General features: G+C 58.1%; 15 protein-coding genes. 3 read left to right on the top strand and 12 right to left on the bottom strand.

Features of this window, described 5'->3' with window-relative positions; genetic code table 11:
- Nucleotides 1–25 precede the first annotated feature (25 nt).
- The 5 genes from QVG21_RS06270 to ruvA form a co-directional block, all read right to left on the bottom strand.
- Nucleotides 26–3,166, bottom strand: coding sequence for an efflux RND transporter permease subunit (locus QVG21_RS06270; RefSeq protein WP_287923138.1), 3,141 nt, complete (start codon nucleotides 3,164–3,166; stop codon nucleotides 26–28).
- A 13-nt stretch (nucleotides 3,167–3,179) separates the two neighbouring features.
- Complete coding sequence (locus QVG21_RS06265) at nucleotides 3,180–4,190, bottom strand: efflux RND transporter periplasmic adaptor subunit (RefSeq protein ID WP_287923135.1); 1,011 nt, start codon at nucleotides 4,188–4,190, stop codon at nucleotides 3,180–3,182.
- A gap of 28 nt (nucleotides 4,191–4,218) precedes the next feature.
- Nucleotides 4,219–5,526, bottom strand: a complete 1,308-nt coding sequence (locus QVG21_RS06260) for a TolC family protein (RefSeq protein ID WP_251214985.1) — start codon at nucleotides 5,524–5,526, stop codon at nucleotides 4,219–4,221.
- Entirely contained in the window at nucleotides 5,523–6,107 is a 585-nt protein-coding gene (locus QVG21_RS06255) for a TetR/AcrR family transcriptional regulator (protein WP_502871762.1), read from the bottom strand. Before QVG21_RS06255 ends, QVG21_RS06260 begins: the two co-directional genes overlap by 4 nt.
- Before the next feature lie 569 nt (nucleotides 6,108–6,676).
- Nucleotides 6,677–7,255, bottom strand: a complete 579-nt coding sequence (gene ruvA / locus QVG21_RS06250; protein ID WP_287923128.1) for a Holliday junction branch migration protein RuvA — start codon at nucleotides 7,253–7,255, stop codon at nucleotides 6,677–6,679.
- Between the two features lie 96 nt (nucleotides 7,256–7,351).
- On the opposite strand from ruvA, the gene QVG21_RS06245 reads away from it, so the two are divergent.
- Nucleotides 7,352–7,933, top strand: coding sequence for an OmpH/Skp family outer membrane protein (locus QVG21_RS06245; RefSeq protein ID WP_287923126.1), 582 nt, complete (start codon nucleotides 7,352–7,354; stop codon nucleotides 7,931–7,933).
- 318 nt (nucleotides 7,934–8,251) lie between these two features.
- On the opposite strand, the gene QVG21_RS06240 is transcribed toward QVG21_RS06245, so the two are convergent.
- Nucleotides 8,252–9,748, bottom strand: a complete 1,497-nt coding sequence (locus QVG21_RS06240; RefSeq protein WP_287923124.1) for a peptide MFS transporter — start codon at nucleotides 9,746–9,748, stop codon at nucleotides 8,252–8,254.
- 162 nt (nucleotides 9,749–9,910) lie between these two features.
- Between QVG21_RS06240 and QVG21_RS06235 the strand changes: the two genes are divergently transcribed.
- Nucleotides 9,911–11,941 (top strand): alpha-amylase family glycosyl hydrolase, encoded by a 2,031-nt coding sequence (locus tag QVG21_RS06235; protein ID WP_287923211.1) that lies wholly within the window; start codon nucleotides 9,911–9,913, stop codon nucleotides 11,939–11,941.
- 47 nt (nucleotides 11,942–11,988) lie between these two features.
- Here the strand turns inward: QVG21_RS06235 and QVG21_RS06230 are convergent, their stop codons facing one another.
- The 6 genes from QVG21_RS06230 to QVG21_RS06205 form a co-directional block, all read right to left on the bottom strand.
- Nucleotides 11,989–12,363, bottom strand: a complete 375-nt coding sequence (locus tag QVG21_RS06230; RefSeq protein WP_287923121.1) for a PH domain-containing protein — start codon at nucleotides 12,361–12,363, stop codon at nucleotides 11,989–11,991.
- A 23-nt stretch (nucleotides 12,364–12,386) separates the two neighbouring features.
- Nucleotides 12,387–12,725 carry a preprotein translocase subunit SecG gene (gene secG / locus QVG21_RS06225; RefSeq protein ID WP_287923119.1) on the bottom strand — a complete coding sequence of 113 codons (339 nt, stop codon included), beginning with the start codon at nucleotides 12,723–12,725 and terminating at the stop codon, nucleotides 12,387–12,389.
- Between the two features lie 12 nt (nucleotides 12,726–12,737).
- Nucleotides 12,738–13,223, bottom strand: coding sequence for a hypothetical protein (locus QVG21_RS06220; RefSeq protein WP_251214978.1), 486 nt, complete (start codon nucleotides 13,221–13,223; stop codon nucleotides 12,738–12,740).
- A 19-nt stretch (nucleotides 13,224–13,242) separates the two neighbouring features.
- Nucleotides 13,243–13,770, bottom strand: coding sequence for an LptE family protein (locus QVG21_RS06215; RefSeq protein ID WP_251214977.1), 528 nt, complete (start codon nucleotides 13,768–13,770; stop codon nucleotides 13,243–13,245).
- 110 nt (nucleotides 13,771–13,880) lie between these two features.
- Nucleotides 13,881–15,113 carry a sigma-54 interaction domain-containing protein gene (locus tag QVG21_RS06210; protein WP_287923116.1) on the bottom strand — a complete coding sequence of 411 codons (1,233 nt, stop codon included), beginning with the start codon at nucleotides 15,111–15,113 and terminating at the stop codon, nucleotides 13,881–13,883.
- A gap of 13 nt (nucleotides 15,114–15,126) precedes the next feature.
- The gene (locus QVG21_RS06205; protein WP_287923114.1) at nucleotides 15,127–16,059 is read right to left on the bottom strand and encodes a hypothetical protein; all 933 of its coding nucleotides are present in this window, start codon (nucleotides 16,057–16,059) and stop codon (nucleotides 15,127–15,129) included.
- A 213-nt stretch (nucleotides 16,060–16,272) separates the two neighbouring features.
- On the opposite strand from QVG21_RS06205, the gene QVG21_RS06200 reads away from it, so the two are divergent.
- The gene (locus QVG21_RS06200; RefSeq protein ID WP_251214974.1) at nucleotides 16,273–17,667 is read left to right on the top strand and encodes a type III PLP-dependent enzyme domain-containing protein; all 1,395 of its coding nucleotides are present in this window, start codon (nucleotides 16,273–16,275) and stop codon (nucleotides 17,665–17,667) included.
- Nucleotides 17,668–17,947: the final 280 nt, after the last annotated feature.

The following is a 17,947-nucleotide window of genomic DNA, read 5'->3' as shown; positions in this document are numbered from 1 at the left end:
ATTCTTAATTATGAATTGTGAATTCTCAATTGTTCCCGCTCTGTTGTTCGGTGGCCAGCCGGGCCAGTTTTTCGCGCTCTTTGCGCTGTGCGCGGTTCACCATGATGGAGTAGAGCACCGGCACGATGAAGAGCGTCAGGATGGTCGAGAAAGTCAGACCGCCGATGACGGCGATACCCATCGGCTGCCACGTCTCCGAGCCCGCACCCGTGCCGATAGCCAGCGGCAGCATGCCCAGCACCGTGGTGAACGAGGTCATCAGCACCGGACGCAGACGGCTCTTGCCGCCCGCAATCACCGCGTCGAATACCCCCGAGCCGCGTTCGATAAGCAGGTTCATGTAGTCCACCATCACGATACCGTTCTTCGTTACGATACCCACCAGCATGATGGCTCCGATAAGCGCGATGAGCGACAGCGGCGTCGAGGTCATCCACAGCGCAAGGAACACGCCCGTGAATGCGAACGGGATGGTGAACATGATGATGAACGGGAATTTCAGCGACTCGAACTGCGTGGCCATCACAATGTAGACCAGCACCACGATCAGCACGAAGAGCGTCAGCAGGTCGCGGAATGCGTCGCCCTGGTCTTCGACCGTACCGCCGATTTCGAGGTCCACGCCGTCGGGCAGCGGATAGTCCGCAATCATTTCTTCGATTTCGCTTACCACGTCGCCCAGCGCCACGCCTGCACCCAAGGTCGACTGCACGGTGATTACTCGCTGGCGGTTCTCGCGCTGGATTTCCGGCGCCGCGTATTCTTCCTGCACCTTGCCCACTTCCTTGAGCTTCACCGGGCGGCCCTGCATGTTGTAGAGCGTGATGTTCTCCACGTCCTCGACCCGCGTGCGGAACGGTTCGGCGTAGCGGACGATGATGTCGTATTCGTCGCCGTCCTCGCGGTATTTCGAGGCCGTCAGTCCGTCGATGCGGTTGCGCACGGCCGTGGCCGCCGTCGCGCTGTTCATGCCGTAGTAGGCCAGGCGGTCACGGTCGAAGACCACGTTGTATTCGGGCCGCAGGTCGTCGCGCGAGAGCTGTACGTCGCGTGTGCCGTCGAGCGCCGCCAGCTTCTCCTTCAGGTCGTTGGCTATGGCGTTGGTCTGGTCCATGTTGTAGCCGAACACCTTGATGTCGGCCGTCGACGAACCGCTCATGCCGCCGCTCATGCCGCCCGGAGTGACGGTGTACTGGCGTACTTCGGGGATGTTGTCGAGGTCCTTGCGCAGCAGGTCCGAGATGACGAAAATCGAGCGGTCGCGTTCGTCGGTGTCGGTCAGGCGCATGTTGTAGTTGATGATGTGCGAACCCGTCGTCTGCATCGCCGCAAAGGCGTTGTCCGACGAGTTGGCGCCCGCCGAGGCCGATACGATGGTCACTTCCGGATACTTTTCGTAGAGGATGCTGTCTATCTGACGCGCCACCTGCGCCGTGTATTCCATCGAGAGGTTCTGTTCCAGCTTCACGGTCGCCGATATGCGGCTGTTGTCCGCGGGCGGGAAGAATTCGGTCGGCACCTGCGTCACCAGCCCCAGCGACGCCAGGAACAGCGCCATCATGCAGCCGAACGTGATGCGGCGGTGGTGCACTACCCAGTTCAGCGCGCGTGCATAGGCGTTGTCGAGCCATTCCAGCGCACGGTCGATGGGTTTGTAGACGATGCCGATGCCTTTGTAGTCGTGGATGCCGCCCTCCAGCTTGAGCAGGTAGGCCGACATCATCGGCGTCAGCGTGATGGCCGCCGTCGTCGAGACGCAGACCACGATGGTCACGATCCAGCCCAGCTCGCGGAACAGAATGCCCGCCATGCCCGGCACCATCGTCAGCGGCAGGAACACCGCTACCACCACCAGCGTCGTCGCGATGACCGACAGCCAGACTTCGTTGGTCGCATAGATGGCCGCTTCCTTGGGGTTCGAGCCGCGTTCTATGTGGCTCGTGATGTTCTCAAGCACCACAATCGCGTCGTCCACCACCATACCGATGGCTATCGAGAGCGACGAGAGCGAGATGATGTTGAGCGTCGAGCCCGTCGCGAAGAGGTAGATGAACGAGCATATCAGCGACACGGGTATCGTCATGCAGATGATGAACGTCGCGCGCCAGCGGCCCAGGAAAATCATCACCACCAGCACCACGAAGATGAACGCATACATGATCGTCTCCGACAGCGAGCCGATGGCGTCCGTGATTTCCTGCGACGCTTCGTAGATAAGTTCCATCTTCACGTCCTTGGGCAGCGAGCGCTGGATTTCCGGCAGGCGGTTCTGGATTTCGTGAACGATGTTCACCGTGTTCGAGCCCGATTGTTTCTGGAAGATGACGCGCACGCCGCGTTTGCCGTTCACGCGTTCGTCCATCGTGGCTTTTTCCAGCGTGTCGCGGATTTCCGCCACGTCGGTCAGCATGACCGTCCGGCCTCCTGCGTTCGAGACCACCACCTTGCGCAGTTCGTCCGAAAGTTTGAATTCGCCGTCGGCCTTGATGTTGAACGTGTTGTTGCCTATGTCGATGGTGCCGCTCGGGATGTTGACGTTCTCCGCCGCGATAAGTTGGCCCAGTTGTTCCACGGTCAGTCCGTAGGCGTCCAGCTTGGCCGGGTCTACGTTGACTTGGATTTCGCGTTCCGGTGCGCCCACGATCGACACGGCGCCTACGCCGTCCACCCGGTTCAGTACGTTCACCAGCTTGTCGTCCAGTATCTTGTTGAGCGCCGGATAGCTTTCGTCGGCCGTCACCGCCAGCATCATCACCGGAATCATCGACGTCGAGAACTTGAAGATCGTGGGGTAGTCCACGTCGTCGGGCAGCATCGACTGCACGCGCGACACCACGTCGCGGATTTCGTTGGCCCCTTCGTTGAGGTCGGAGCCGTACTCGAATTCCACCGTGATCATCGACACGTTGTCCTGCGACTTGGAGGTGAGTTTCTTCAGGTTGTTGACCGTGTTGAGGTTGTCCTCCAGCACACGGGTTATGTTGGTTTCTATGTCGGCCGCGTTGGCTCCCGGATACATCGTGATGACCGAAATCTGGGGGATTTCGATTTCCGGGTATTGGTCCACGGCCAGGTTCATCAGCGAGTATAGTCCGAAGACTATCACGCCCACGAACAGCAGTATCGTGGAGATGGGTTTGCGGACCGCGCTTTCGTAGATTTTCATAGCGGGGTGGGGTTTAGTCTTGTTTTACGGTCACTTTGGCGCCGTCGTAGAGTTTCGAGAGGGCCGTCACAGCCACTTGTTCGCCCGCTTCCACGCCCGACAGTACGTCGATGCGGTCGCCTATCTGGCGGCCCAGTTTCACGGCACGGCGTTCGGCCACCGAGTCGGAGGTGATTACATAGAGGTAGCGTTCGGCTGTGCCTACCTGTTTTTGCACTGCTACGTCGGGCACCATGATGCCCGGTTTTTCGCCCAGGTCGAAAATCGTGCGGGCGAACATGCCCGGGCGCAGGGTCCGGTTGGCGTTGGGTACGCGTACTTCTACCTTGAACGTGCGGGTCGCAGGGTCGAGCGCAGGGTATATCAGCGACACCGTGCCCGTGAATTTCTTGTCCGGGAATATGTCGACCAGCAACTCTACGGGCATCCCTACCTTCACGTTCGGGAAATATTGTTCCGAGATGTTCACGATTACTTTCAGCGGGTCGATCTGCATCACGTGCAGAATCGGCTGTGCCGCAAACAGGTCGCCCGATTCGTAGTTGCGGGCCGTCACCACGCCCGTTATCGGCGACTTCACCTCGATGTTCTTCTTCAGGTTGGCCACCGCTTCGCGCTGTACGTCCACTTGGGCTTTCGCCTGCTGGATTTGCTGGGCCGAGATGCCGCCCGCCTTGTAAACCGGCAGCAGACGGTTGTAGTCGTCTTCTACGGTCTTGAGCTGTACCCGCGCCTGCGTGTATTGCGTCGGGTCCAGCGTCACCAGCAGCTGGCCCGCCTTTACCTGGTCGCCCACGTCCACCAGGATGCGGGCGATGTGTACGCCCTGCGCCGCCGGGGTGATGTCGTTTTCCTTGTAGGGTTCGATTTCCGACGTGAATTCTTCCGTCAGCCTCACTTCGGCCGCTTCGGCCGCCGCGGTTTTCGTCAGCACGCCTTCGTCCGTCTTCGTTTGCGTCGTCTGCCGGTTCGTGCACGCAGTCAGCGCCGCGGCACCCAGCAGCAGGTACATCAGTCTTTTCATATTTTTCGTTTTGTCGTTTGTTTTCGTTTTACCGTTCCTTTCCCGCTATCCGGTCGTATTCCGCCTTGGCCGACAAGTAGTCGTATATGGCCTGCGAGTAGTTGAGCTGAGCCTGGGTCTGCGCCAGTTGGGCGCTGTTCAGTTCCAGAATCGTGCCTGCTCCCGCACGGTAGCGCGTGTCGGAGATGGAGTAGGCCTTGCGGGCCTGGGCTACGGTCTGTTCCTGCGCGAACATCTTTTCGCGGGCCGTCAGCAGGTCGTTCAGCGCCGATTGCATCTGTACGTTTATCTGTTGTTCGGCATAGGTGCGCTGCAGCGAGATTTGTTTGATTTGGTTCTTTATCTCGCGCGACTTGTTCATCTTCGTCAGCCCCGCAAAAATCGGCACCGACAATTGTACGCCCACGGTGATGGGGTGGGTCCAGAAGAATTTCGCACCGTCCGTCGAGCCCATGCCCATGAAAGGTTCCATGTCGTTTCCGGTGTAGGTCGCCGAGCCGAATGCTCCGAGGGTCGGCAGCCGGTTCGCGTTGGCTACCTTGAGCTGGCGTTGCAACAGTTCCTGTTGCAGTTCCAGTGTCCGCAGGTCGGAATTCTCCGTCACGTCGGCCGTCAGTCCGTCCGTGCCCGCCAGCACCTGGTCGCGCATGCCGTCCAGTTCGCCCTCCACTTCGATTTCAATATCTTCCGGTATCGAAAGGTACATCTTCAGCAGCAGTTTCGCCAGCTTGACCGACGTCTCCGTCTGCAGGATGGTCGGGTGCAGGTTGCTCAGCTGTACCTGCGCGGTCAGCAGGTCGTATTCCGACGCCAGGCCGTTGTCGTATTGCAGTTTCGTGTCGTCCACGGTCCGCTGTACCGTCGCCTGCGATTCGCGCAGTACTTCGAGCGATTGTTCGGCCAGCAGGATGTTGTAGAACGCTTTCTTCACTTCCGCCACCAGCGTGATGCGCGAGCCCCGGGCCGCTTCCACCGCCGCCGCCATCTGCGTGTCGTTCAGCTTCATCGTCCGGTAGATTTGCGGTGCAAAAAGCGGCAGCGACAGGTCGCCCTGCACGGCGAACGTGTTGTCCGCTCCGAACGAGATTCCGCCGCGCATTTCCGACTTGACGATCGAGCGCTGGTAGCTGCCCGACGCCGAGAGCTGCGGCAGCAGGTTGCCCCACGTCTGGCGTTTCACATAGTCGAAGCGTTCGATTTCGAGTTCGGCCACCTTGATGGTCGGGTTCTCGCTCAGCGCAAGGTCCACCGCTTCGCCGAGCGTCAGCCGCATCTGCGCCGCCGCGCCCCACAGGCCCAGCGTCGCAAAGCAGAGTGTCAGAATCGTTTTTTTCATATTTCGTCGTTTTGTCGTTTCAGAAATTCGTCGATGATCTTGAGTCCCTCGGCCGTCGATATGCCCCGGAAGAAGGTGCTCACTATCTGCGTGAAGGCGCTGCGTTCCGAGATTCCCTCGGGCAGCATCATGTCGCGGCGCATCGTTATCGCCGACGCCGTGTAGTAGAGTACCGTGATGGCCAGTTCGATGTTGATGTTGTCGATGAACAGGCCGTCGGCGATGCCTTGGGTCAGCATCGCCCGGAAGTCCTGTCGGTTGCGGTCGGTGCTTTCGTGGAGCAGTCTTTCGTAGACCGCAGGGTAGAATTTGCGGAGGTTTTCCAGCATCCGGCGCGTCGTCTCGGAGTGTTCCATCACCTCGTTCAGCACCAGAAACAGCCGTTCGAGTACGTTGGGGGCTTGCGCGCTCAGGTTTTCCCAGTTCCTGCGGTTCTGCTCGAAGTAGCAGACCATCGCCAGGTAGAGCAGGCTTTCCTTGTCGCCGAAAAGTTCGTAGAGCGTCCGTTTCGAGACGCTCAGCTGGTGGGCGATGTCGTCCATGCGCACGGCTTTGATGCCTTGTGCTACAAGCATCCGCATCGTCTGTTCTATGATTCGTTCTTTTTGCGACATCGTTTCTTCCCTACTTCGGTGTTCTATCTTTCGTTGTCATGTTAAGCGTCAGCGAGGAATCTTTTCCTCTAAATCCCGGCTCTTAGCCGGGCGGGCCGTAGCTTCCCCCTGCGGAGGCCCGTTGTGCTGTCTACGTCCCGAATGTCATTGCGTTCATTCCTCCTGTCATTCTGAGCGCAGCGACGAGGATTCTTCCTTCCCTCTCTCGGACGGGGCGCCTTTCGGTTCCGATTCTTTCCGGCCCGGTTTTCGTTCCGCCGTCCTGTCTCCTCCGTTGTTCTTTTTAATCCGGCCACAAATATAATGACGAAAACCTGCAAAACAAAAAAAGTTTTCTGTTTTTGCAGGTTTTCATCCTATTTCTACATTTCCCCGGAAAAATCCGACAATCGGTCCGAGTAATGAATAGGTCAGTCGTAGCCGTCTTGTCATTCTGAGGAGCCGCAGCACCCGCCGCTCGCGGGTCCGGCTGGGGTGGTCGCTCCATAGGCGCGGGCCGGGCGCCGCACAAGGTGTTGTCCCGCCGTTCTGAAAAGCTACAATTCTTTCAGCGCCAGCCGGACCAGTTCTTCGGTCGTGGCTCCGGGTGCGGTGCGCACTACGGTGCGCAGGGCTTTTTCGGCCGCCGATTTGTTGAATCCCAGCATCGTCAGCGCCGCCAGCGCTTCTTCGGTCTGCGCGGCGGTCGTGCCCGGCAGGGTCTCTCCCGGTTCCAGCCCCGTCAGTTTGCCGCTCAGTTCCACGATGATTTTCTGCGCCGTCTTGAGCCCCAGCCCTTTCACGTTTTTCAGCAGCACCGCGTTGCCCGTCGTGATGATGTTTTGCAGGTCCGCGGGCGAGTAGGTCGACAGAATCGTGCGCGCCGTGTTGCCGCCCACACCCGACACGCCGATGAGCAGCCGGAACAGCTCCCGTTCGGCCCGCGTCGCAAAGCCGTAGAGCACCTGCGCGTCTTCGCGGACTACGTAGTGCACGAACAGTTTCGCTTGCTGCGCACCCTCCAGCGCCGCATAGGTTTCCAGCGATATGTTCAGGTAGTAGCCCACGCCCGCAGCGTCGAGTACCGCATAGGTCGGGGTCAGTTCGGCCACCGGGCCGTTTATGTATTCGTACATGGATTCGTTTTTTACGGGGTTCCGGGCAAAAGTAAAGATTTTTTTTTACCTTTGCATTTCAAGCGGAAAATAATTCATCAAAACAGAAGTACCGATATGAAAAGAATCTTTTTTTCGGCCATGTTCGTTGCGTTGGCGGCCTGCGGTCCGAAGTCGCAGCCTGCCGCTGCGACCGGGGATGCCACCGACGAAGTGAAGTCCTACGACATCGCCTACATCCAGGTCGAGGCCGTCCTGGCCGAGAGCGACCTCTACAAGAAGGAGGGTGCCGCGCTCCAGGAGAAGACCCAGAAGGCGCAGAACAGCTGGGCCCAGCGCGAGAAGAACTTGCAGGCCGAGGCTGCCAAGTTGCAGGAGAAGTACCAGAAGGGGCTCATCACCACCAACGATGCGCAGGCTCAGCAGGAGAGCATCCAGCGCCGTGCCGCTTCGTATCAGAATTCGGCTCAGAAGGAGGCCCGCACGCTCGACGAGGAGAATTTCGTCTTCACCAACCGGGCGCAGGACCTTTTGCAGCGCGCTGTCGACGAAATCAACGCCGACGGGAAGTATAAGCTGATTATCAACGCTTCCGCGCTTATCGACGCCGATACTACGCTCAACATCACCCCCGCCGTCCTCGCCAAGGTCAACGAGCTGTACGCTGCCGACCAGGCCGAGAAAGCCAATAAAAAATAGCGGGTTTTCCGCTTCTTCGCGCTTCGGGCGCGCCGTTTCCGCCGGGTTCTGCCCGGCGGTTTTTCGTATAAAGTGGAAAGTTAAAAGTGAAAGGTGAAATGTCATTCTGAGCACAGCGCAGTTAATATACCGCTTATTCTATTTTGTAGATTCCTCGTCGCTTCGCTCACTCGGAATGACATATTGGATTCTTCACTTCGTTAATTTTTAATTCTTCATTTTTCATTCTTAATTATGCCCCTCCCTCTCTCCTCAAAAAAACTTTCCGGAGCTCCTGTGCAGGGGCTCCGGAAAGAACGTGAAATTCGGTAGGGTGGGTTATTCCGTCACCCGTTCCAGCCACTTCACCATGGCCAGCATCACCAGCATCGACACGCCGCAGACCGTTACGAATACGGCCCACGTCGCCGAGATGGATATGTGTTTGTAGAGAATCGGGCCGATGAACAGCAGGCCGTTGCCCAGCGCCGTCGCGCCGAGCCAGCAGCCCTGCATCAGACCTTGCAGTTTCTGCGGCGCCACTTTCGAGACGAACGACAGACCCAGCGGCGAGATGAAGAGTTCGGCTACCGTCAGTATCAGATAGGTCGCTACCAGCAGCCACGGCGTCACGCGCGCCGAGGCGTCCAGTCCGCCCATCGCTTCCACTTCCGCACGCCCCGGCAGGCCCAGCGAGCCTACGACCATCAGTACGTAGGCCGCCGCCGCGATGCCCATGCCGATGGCTATCTTCATCGGCGTCGAGGGTTCCTTGCCGCGGCTGCGCAGCCACGCGAATATCGCTATCACTATCGGCGTCAGCGCCACTACGCAGATCGGGTTCGCCGATTGGAAGATTTCCGCCGAAATCGGCATGCCGAAGATTTCAAGCCGCGTGTAGTCTTGTGCAAAGAGCGTCAGCGTCAGACCGTTCTGGTGGAACGAGAACCAGAAGAAGATGACCACCGCAAAGACCGCGAACAGCGCATACAGGCGCTGTTTGATTTCGCGCGCATCCTGTCGGATTTCGGCTTTGTCGATTTGCTTCTTTTCCGCCGTTCCCTGCGGGTCGGGCAGGTTTTTCTTGCTCAGTACGAATACTGCCAGCGAGAAGAGCATCGCCACAATCGCTACGCCGAACGCATAGTGGAATCCCGTGTTGAACGCCGTCAGATAGTCTTGCGCGAACGCTCCCAGGTCGGCTGGGGCTCCGTTCAGGCTCACCTGCGACGCCAGTTCCGCAAAGCGGCCGTTCGCCACTTCTTCGGTCATCTTGCCGTTGTTGTAGGCATGGCACAGCGCCGAAAGGTCCGAGTTGTAGAGGTAGCCCTGCGTGCGCAGCCACCAGTTGCGTACGCCCACCGCGGCGAACGGCGCCACCATCGCGCCGATGTTGATGAACATGTAGAAAATCTGGAATCCCGTGTCGCGCAGTTTGGCATATTGTTCGTTGTCGTAGAGCTGGCCCACCAGCGCCTGGAGGTTGCCCTTGAACAGACCGTTGCCGAACGCGATGATCATCAGCGCTCCGATGACCAGCGCCTGCGAGTCGATTTGCGGCATCATCAGCACCGTGTAGCCCAGCGTCATGACCAGTATGCCGGCGATGATCGTCCCCTTGTAGTTGCGCAGCCGGTCGGCTATCAGACCGCCTGCCAGGGCCAGGATGTAGATCGAGGTGTAGAAAAACGAGTAGATTTTGCCCGCCTGCTGGCCGTCGATGCCGAATTTCGACATCAGGAACAGCGTCAGGATGGCCATCATGGTGTAGAAGCCGAAGCGTTCGCCCGTGTTGGCGAGGGCCGCGGCAATCAGACCTTTGGGTTGTTTGAACATGATCCTTGTTTTTGAAGTGAGTAGGACAAATATAGGAAAATTTTTCGTATCTTTAACTTCGTATCTTCGTTGAAGATACTCCCGCTCGGCAAAATGCAAATGAATTTGCTTTTGCGCTCGCTTATTCGTATCTTTGATATGTCCGACAAACTCCTTTCCGCCATGAGCAAAACTTCTTCCCGCCTGCCCGTCGTCGAGCGCGACGAATGGCTCCGGCCCGTCGAGTCCGAAATGAACCTTCGCTGGGAGCGTTACCGCCGCAAGGCCGACGACATCGTGCGTTCGGCCGGGTCGCTCGCCGACTACGCCAACGGTTACCGTTACTTCGGCTGGCAGTGGGACGATACGCTCGACGGGTGGTGGCTGCGCGAGTGGCTGCCCGGGGCGCACGACGTCTACGTGTTCGGCGATTTCAACAATTGGCAGCGTACCGAAATCCGCATGCACCGCGACGCCGCAGGAGTTTGGAGCGCCTTTTTTCCGGCCGCCATGTATCGCGACCGCCTCACGCACGGTTCGCTCTACAAGCTCCACGTCCATGGCAACAACGGGTGGATGGACCGCATCCCCGCTTATGCCCGGCGCGTCGTGCAGGACGACGCCACCAAGAATTATACGGCCCAGTTCTGGGCTCCCGCCGAGCCGTTCGACTGGCAGGGCGATGCGTTCGACGCTTCGCAGATCGGCGACCTGCTCATCTACGAAGCCCACGTCGGTATGGCGCAGGAGTGCGAGGGGGTAGGTACTTACCGCGAGTTCGCCGACAAGATTCTCCCTATAATTAAAAAGGACGGTTACAACGCCGTGCAGCTCATGGCCATCGCCGAGCACCCTTATTATGGGTCGTTCGGTTACCACGTGTCGAGTTTCTTCGCCCCCTCGTCGCGCTTCGGCACTCCCGAGGAGCTCAAGGAGTTGATTCGCCGCGCCCACGAGCTCGGGCTTGCCGTCATCATGGACCTTGTGCACGCCCATTACGTCAAGAATCTTAACGAGGGCATCAACGAGCTCGACGGCACCGACCGTCATTATTCCCTCCCGGGCGAGGCGGGCAACCAGCCTTATTGGGATTCCAAGCTCTTCGATTACGGCAAGCCCGAGGTGCAGCACTTCCTGCTTTCCAACGTCAAATATTGGCTCGACGAGTTCCGTTTCGACGGGTTCCGTTTCGACGGCGTCACTTCGATGCTCTACCACCACCACGGTTATGTCGATTTCGATTGCCGCGAGCGCTTTTTCGATGCCGGGGTCAACACCGATGCCGTCACTTACCTCACGCTCGCCAACCGGCTCGTCCACGAGTTCCGTCCCGCGGCCGTCACCATCGCCGAGGATGTCAGCGGCATGCCCGGCATGTGCATCCCTGTCGCCGACGGCGGCATCGGGTTCGATTATCGGTTGGGGATGGCCATTCCCGACTTCTGGATCCGTTACCTCAAGGAGGTGCCCGACGAGGAGTGGAATATCTGGGAGATGTGGTCCGTCATGACCGGGCGCCTGCCCGAGGTCAAGACGGTCGCTTACGCCGAGTCGCACGACCAGGCGTTGGTCGGCGACAAGACGCTGGCGTTCCGCTTGATGGACAAGGAGATGTACTTCCACATGGACCGTGCGTCCGAGAATCTTGTCATCGACCGCGGTATGGCGCTTCACAAGATGATACGCCTGATGACCATTTCCACGGGCGGGCAGGCTTACCTCAATTTCATGGGCAACGAGTTCGGCCATCCCGAGTGGATCGACTTTCCGCGTGAGGGCAACGGTTGGAGCTATGCCCACGCCCGGAGGCAGTGGTCGCTGGCCGACAACGGGCTGCTGCGTTATTCGTGGTTGGGCGACTTCGACCGCGCCATGATTGCCCTCGTCAAAAAGTACGGGGTTCTTTCCGACGGGTACGCTTGGAACCTCCTGATGGACGAGCAGAACAAGACCATGGTCTTTTCGCACGGGCGGTTGCTGTTCGTTTTCAATTGGCACCCCTCCGCATCAATTCCCGATTACGAGTTGCCCGTGCAGGGGCCCGGGAAGTTCGTGCCCGTCCTCTCGACCGACGAAAAGCGGTTCGGCGGGCAGGAGCGGCAGGATATGTCCGGCGAGCATTTTTCGTTCTCCGCTTCCGACCCCGACGGCGCTCCCCGCATCCGTATCTACAATACCGCCCGCACCGCCACCGTCTTCTTGCAGGAGGAATAAAAAAACCGTGGTGTACACCACGGTTTTTTTATTATAGAAAAATTTGATTAATGAACCTTGTTTGCAATAAAACTTCCGATGGCTTTAATGTCTAATGCAGCACTGAATTTTACTTCAAAACAGCCTACACCGGAAAGCCAGATCTTGAAATCAGCATCCAAATCGAATGTGCCGGCAGTCTCAACTGAATACGAAGTGATTTTCGAGTAGGGAAAAAAACGAAAATCTTGTTTCTTACCTGTCAGTCCCTGAATATCCAATGCGATGATTTTATTGTCGGTGAATACGACTTTGTCGCGTACATTAGTAAATGCCAACTGGATTTTCTCGTCCGGAGCTAAAAACGGCTCGAATATAGTTTTTGCTTCTTCCAAATCAAGAGGCTTGATAACGCTGAACTTAGCAATTAAATCAAGTGCCATATTATATTATACAAGGTGTCGGTTTACTCTTCTTCGGCGGGGATTTCGGCCTGCGGCATGGCAGGCAGCTGGCCCTCGATGGTTTGTTCCTGCAGCGCTTTGGCGTCGTTCGATATTTCCGAGTTGCCTTCGTATGTGCCGCCGCCCATGGCTACCGTGGCCACAAGGCTCAGCACCGCAATCGAGATGGCCATCGTCCACGTGAATTTCTCCAGGAAGTTGGTCGTCTCGCGCACGCCCATCACCTGGTTCGACGCACCGAAATTGGCGGCCATGCCGCTCTTGGGATTCTGCACCAGCACGGCAAGGATGACAAGCACGCTCGCCAGCAGGGTCAGAATGATGCAAATCATAGATAACATATCCGTAGGATTTTAATTATTGTTTTCCGTTTTCGCAATAAGTTCGGCAAAGTAAACACTTTTTTCGGGATTTAGCAAACTTAATTTGCGATAAATCGCCGCCGCCCGGTCCCGCAGACCCTGTGCCAGATAGATTCGGGCCAGTTCTTCCGACACCACTTCTTCGGCGTCGCTCAGTTCGGGTGCCGTGCGGACTTCGGTTTCGGGTTCGCCCTCTTCGGCCACGATGCGCAGGTCGGTTTCTTGCAGGAAGCGGTCTATCAGTTCTTCCGACGGCACCGCCGCAAATACTCCGCCGTCGACCGGGCGTTGGCGCAGCGAGCTTTGGGCCCGCCACGGCGCCATCACTTCCAGCAGCGGGTCGGGGCGGCCCGTGTGGAGTTCGCGCAGTATCCGCACAGGCGCGCACCAGCCGTATTCGGCCACCAGCGCGTTGAGTTCTTCGGGCGTGTAGCTTTCGGCCCCGGAGGGCGTCAGTCCGGTTTTCAGTCGGTCCATCGGTTCGGGCGTTGGTCGGTTACCAGTTCGAGGCCGACGCCATGAAGATGTCGGTCGCTAATTTGTCAACGATTTGCGGTATCAGGTCGCCTTCGACTTCGGTCAGCAGCAGCGTCGAGTCGTAGTCTTCGTAGGCCGTGAAGGTCTTGTTCCACGACGCCGATTCGTCCACCGCGTTGGTGAAGCGTACCTTGATGGTGATGGTCAGGCGGTTCAGTACCGCGTAGTCGTCGCTCGATACCGACGCCGTCGTCGAGGTGTAGTTGACGATTTCGCCCTCGAAAGCGAAGTCGCCCCCCTCGTCCACCTGCATCAGGCGCGTGCGCCGCGAGAAGATGTCCACCAGTGCGTCGGTCATCGTCGAGCTCAGAATCGGCGAAACCATCGTCGCGTTGTTCGGGAAGTAGGCCACCGAAAAGGTCTTGGCGTCGGGCGGTATCGACGCTCCCGACAGCGAGTATTTCACCGTCACGCCGCAGCCCCCGAGCCCCAGCAACAGCGCAAGCGCACAAGTTAAAAAAATATGTTTTTTTGCGATGTTTTTCATGTTTTTCAGTTTCGGTTTGTCGCCTTTTAGTCCCCCTGCGAGGTTCTGACTTTGCTCACGCTCGGCAGAACTCACCTGAGGTGGTTTCTGCTCTCGCTTAATCGCAAAGTTCACCTTTCGCCGGCTTCTTCGATTCCTAATTCCTTGATTTTGCGGTAGAGCGTGCGTTCCGACATGAACAGGTCGCGGGCCGCTTCGCGTCGGCGTCCGTTGTTGCGGCGCAGGGCGCGTACGATTTGTTCGCGTTGCATGTCGGCCTTGGTCATTTCGCGCGGCGGGAAGTCGGTCACGTCTTCGCTCTCGGCATAGACCGGGGCATACGCTTCGTCGGGGCCCGGGCCGTAGGCCGCGCTTTGGGCCACCGACGGCAGCAGCGCCTTGATGTCGGGCGCCGGGTCGGTGCGGTGCAGGGGCGCGCCCTGCATCAGTTCGCCGATCATGCGCTTGAGGTCGTTGATGTCGGCCCGCATGTCGAAAAGCACTTTGTAGAGCAGTTCGCGTTCGGCCGTCATGTTGTCGTCCGGCCGCATCCCTCCCGCCGTCATGGGTGCGCCCGTGGCTTGTTCGGGCAGGTATTTGCTCAGCATCGCCGCCGAAATCACGCGGGTTTGTTCGATGGCCGAAATCTGTTCGGCCACGTTTTTCAGTTGGCGGATGTTGCCCCGCCAGTAGTAGTTCGTCAGCAGTTGCCGTGCTCCGTCGTCGAGCGTGACCGCCGGCATGCGGTATTGCACGGCTACGTCGGAGGCGAATTTGCGGAACAGCAGCGGGATGTCTTCCGGGCGTTCGCGCAGGGCCGGCACCGCTATGGGTACCGTGCCTAAGCGGTAGTAGAGGTCTTCGCGGAACCGTCCCGAAACTATCGCTTGCTGGAGGTCCACATTGGTCGCCGCGACTACCCGGACGTTGGTTTTCTGTACTTTCGACGAGCCCACACGCAGGTATTCGCCCGTCTGAAGCACACGCAGCAGGCGGGCTTGCGTGGAGTGGGGCAGTTCGGCCACTTCGTCCAGGAAGATGGTGCCGCCGTCGGCTTCCTCGAAATAGCCCTTGCGGGCCTCGAAAGCGCCTGTGAAAGCTCCTTTTTCGTGGCCGAACAGTTCCGAGTCGATGGTTCCCTCGGGGATGGCCGCGCAGTTGACGGCTATGTATTTGTTGTGTTTGCGGGCCGAAAAGGCATGGATGATTTGCGGAAAGAATTCCTTGCCCACGCCGCTCTCGCCCGTGACCAGCACCGTCAGGTCTGTCGGCGCCACACGCACGGCGACGTCCAGCGCCCGGTCCAGGAGCGGGGAGGTGCCGATGATGCCGAAGCGTTGTTTGACTGTCGTGAGTTCTGTCATGAGACTGCGGGGGTTAGCGTCCCGACGGCATGTAGCCGTCGTCGGTCGAAATGTGTTCCAGAATCACTTCGTCGCCCTCGCGGCCGAATTTGTCGCACCATTGGCCGAACGCGATGGCTCCCAGCGCAATCAGGGCCGCCGCCAGCGCTATCCAGATGAAGTGGTCGGAGCGTTTCCTCACGCGGACCGTCTGTTCGATGGCCGGGCGCCGCGGCAGCCGGCCGTAGTAGGAGTCGACCAGCGTGTCGTCGCGCTTCGTGCGTTTGGGCAGCGACAGCGATTTGAATTGCGGGTGGGACGATTGTTCCGTGGGCGACGCGAAGTCGGCACGGCCCGAAAAGCGGCGTTCGGCGATAGGCGTCGTGGGCGCTGTCGGTTGGGCTTCCGAGGGTTTCGGTGCCGTAAATGCGGGTTCCGATGCCGGACGGGCCGCAGGAGCCTGTTCCGGTTCGCGGGCGGGTCGGTTGCCGTCGTAGAGGGCTTCGACCGCGGCCGCTGTGACTTTTCCGGTCCGAATGTCGGTTGTGGGCTCGGCCGATACGGCGGCTCCGGCGGTGGGTGCGTCCGATGCAGCTGCTGTGTTTGCCGAAGCTGTGGCCGCCGCGTCCGTAGTTGCCGCCGTCGGTTCGGCGGGCTGCGGAACATAGGTGAACGCGATGGTCTCGTTGGGCCCGGGTTTCAGTACGCCCAGCCCTTCGAGCGGGAATTCGCGCCCCTGCTGAATGGCGTGGCGCACCTCGAACACGAAGCGGTCGATTTCGCCCCCGGCTTCGAGTTCGCTGCTTCCGGCCGCGACGAGCAGCGAGCGCAGCACTCCGTCGTCGCGTTTCAGCAGTTCGGAGAAAAGCACGCTCTGCCCGGGTTCCTTGACGATGAACGCTCCCATCTGGGGGATGATCAGCCGCCTATGCGACCGAAGATATTGTGCGATGACTGGAATCAACATTTGCGGATGGTTTCAGGCTTCAAATTTACCGTTTTTCGCACAAAAAAACAAAATCGGCGGCGCTTTTTCAAAATAACGCGCCTTTTCGTTGGAGGAACCGAAAATAATCGCCTACTTTGCATCTCGAAATCCGGGAGAATCTGGCCGAGCTACTTTGACCCGAAATTTGCAATGTAGACGAGCCGGATCGCAAAACCGCCGTTAAACCGACTTATGAAAGACAAGTATATCGACCTTATCGAACAGTCGTTCGACTTCCCGCAGGACGAGTTCTCCGTCGAGGACAACGAGCTCAATTTCCATGACATTCCGCTCATGGAGCTTATCAAGCAGTACGGTACGCCGCTCAAGATTACCTACCTGCCCAAGATTTCCCAGCAGATCAACCGGGCCAAGCGCATGTTCAACGTGGCGATGGCCAAGGTCGATTACAAGGGGTCGTATAATTATTGTTATTGTACCAAGTCGAGCCATTTCTCGTTCGTCTTGGAGGAGGCCATGAAGAACGACATCCACCTCGAAACTTCGTCGGCCTACGACATCCATATCATCAATGCGCTCTACGACAGCGGCATCCTCGACAAGGACCGTTACATCATCTGCAACGGTTTCAAGCGTCCGCAGTACGTCGAGAATATCGCCCAGCTGGTCAACGACGGTTTCGGAAACACCATTCCCGTCATCGACAACAAGGAGGAGATCGACTTGTTCGAGGACGCTTTCACCAAGAAGTGCAAGGTCGGCATCCGCATCGCCTGCGAGGAGGAGCCCAAGTTCGATTTCTATACTTCGCGCCTGGGTATCCGTTACAACGACATCGTCGATTTCTACAAGGCCAAAATCAAGAACAGCAAGAAGTTCCAGCTTAAAATGCTGCACTTCTTCATCAATACGGGCATCAAGGATACGGCTTATTATTGGAACGAGCTGTCCAAGTGTATGAACGTCTACTGCGAGCTCAAGGCCATCTGCCCGGAGCTCGACAGCCTCAATATCGGTGGCGGATTTCCCATCAAGAACTCGCTCAATTTCGAGTACGACTACGAATATCTGACCGAGGAAATCGTTGCGCAAATCAAGAACATCTGCCAGCGCAACGGCGTCGAAGAGCCCAACATCTTCACTGAGTTCGGTTCCTTCACGGTCGGCGAAAGCGGTGCGGCGCTTTACTCGATTGTCAACCAGAAGCAGCAGAACGACCGCGAGAACTGGTACATGATCGACTCGTCGTTCATCACCACATTGCCCGATACGTGGGGTATCAACCAGCGTTACATCATGTTGGCCGTGAACAATTGGGACAAGGAGTATCAGCGCGTGTTCCTCGGGGGGCTGACTTGCGACAGCGAGGATTTCTACAATTCCGAATGCCATACCAACGCCATCTTCCTGCCCAAGCTCGAAAAGGGCAACCCGCAGTATATCGGTTTCTTCCACACGGGTGCTTACCAGGAATCGCTCGGCGGCTTCGGCGGTATCCAGCATTGTTTGATTCCCGCGCCCAAGCACGTCATTATCGACCGCGACAAGTCCGACAACGAGTATTATACGCGCCTTTTCGCCAAGGAGCAGTCCTACCGTTCGATGCTCCGTATCTTGGGTTATTGACCGAAAGTCAAGGGTGAATAGTTATTTAAGGTGAAAGGTGAAAAGTCAAAGGTGAAAAGTGAAAAGTGTTTTGCCTTTTGCTCCTCTATTTCTCCTTTGGTGTCCTCTGTTATTCTGAGTCTCCCTTCCCTGTCATTCTGAGGAACCCCTGCCATTTTACGAATGCGGAACCTTGCAGAAACCACTCGCGGGCCCGGCTGGGGCGGCGCGCCATAGGCGCAAGCCGGGCTCCGCGCAAAGTTATTGTTGCCACCCCGGACGATAACCGCACCTGATAAAT

The organism is Alistipes sp. UBA6068 (assembly GCF_949428155.1).
Lineage (GTDB): Bacteria > Bacteroidota > Bacteroidia > Bacteroidales > Rikenellaceae > Alistipes > Alistipes muris.
This window is presented reverse-complemented; position numbering and strand designations above follow the sequence as displayed.

What these genes read in the sequence shown, in the direction of transcription:
- QVG21_RS06200 (WP_251214974.1), top strand. Translation starts at nt 16,273, where the DNA reads ATGAAAGACAAGTATATCGACCTTATCGAACAGTCGTTCGACTTCCCG.
- QVG21_RS06255 (WP_502871762.1), bottom strand. Translation starts at nt 6,107, where the DNA reads ATGCGGATGCTTGTAGCACAAGGCATCAAAGCCGTGCGCATGGACGAC.
- QVG21_RS06245 (WP_287923126.1), top strand. Translation starts at nt 7,352, where the DNA reads ATGAAAAGAATCTTTTTTTCGGCCATGTTCGTTGCGTTGGCGGCCTGC.
- QVG21_RS06210 (WP_287923116.1), bottom strand. Translation starts at nt 15,113, where the DNA reads ATGACAGAACTCACGACAGTCAAACAACGCTTCGGCATCATCGGCACC.
- secG (WP_287923119.1), bottom strand. Translation starts at nt 12,725, where the DNA reads ATGTTATCTATGATTTGCATCATTCTGACCCTGCTGGCGAGCGTGCTT.
- QVG21_RS06265 (WP_287923135.1), bottom strand. Translation starts at nt 4,190, where the DNA reads ATGAAAAGACTGATGTACCTGCTGCTGGGTGCCGCGGCGCTGACTGCG.
- QVG21_RS06230 (WP_287923121.1), bottom strand. Translation starts at nt 12,363, where the DNA reads ATGGCACTTGATTTAATTGCTAAGTTCAGCGTTATCAAGCCTCTTGAT.
- QVG21_RS06205 (WP_287923114.1), bottom strand. Translation starts at nt 16,059, where the DNA reads ATGTTGATTCCAGTCATCGCACAATATCTTCGGTCGCATAGGCGGCTG.
- QVG21_RS06270 (WP_287923138.1), bottom strand. Translation starts at nt 3,166, where the DNA reads ATGAAAATCTACGAAAGCGCGGTCCGCAAACCCATCTCCACGATACTG.
- ruvA (WP_287923128.1), bottom strand. Translation starts at nt 7,255, where the DNA reads ATGTACGAATACATAAACGGCCCGGTGGCCGAACTGACCCCGACCTAT.
- QVG21_RS06215 (WP_251214977.1), bottom strand. Translation starts at nt 13,770, where the DNA reads ATGAAAAACATCGCAAAAAAACATATTTTTTTAACTTGTGCGCTTGCG.
- QVG21_RS06240 (WP_287923124.1), bottom strand. Translation starts at nt 9,748, where the DNA reads ATGTTCAAACAACCCAAAGGTCTGATTGCCGCGGCCCTCGCCAACACG.
- QVG21_RS06235 (WP_287923211.1), top strand. Translation starts at nt 9,911, where the DNA reads ATGAGCAAAACTTCTTCCCGCCTGCCCGTCGTCGAGCGCGACGAATGG.
- QVG21_RS06260 (WP_251214985.1), bottom strand. Translation starts at nt 5,526, where the DNA reads ATGAAAAAAACGATTCTGACACTCTGCTTTGCGACGCTGGGCCTGTGG.
- QVG21_RS06220 (WP_251214978.1), bottom strand. Translation starts at nt 13,223, where the DNA reads ATGGACCGACTGAAAACCGGACTGACGCCCTCCGGGGCCGAAAGCTAC.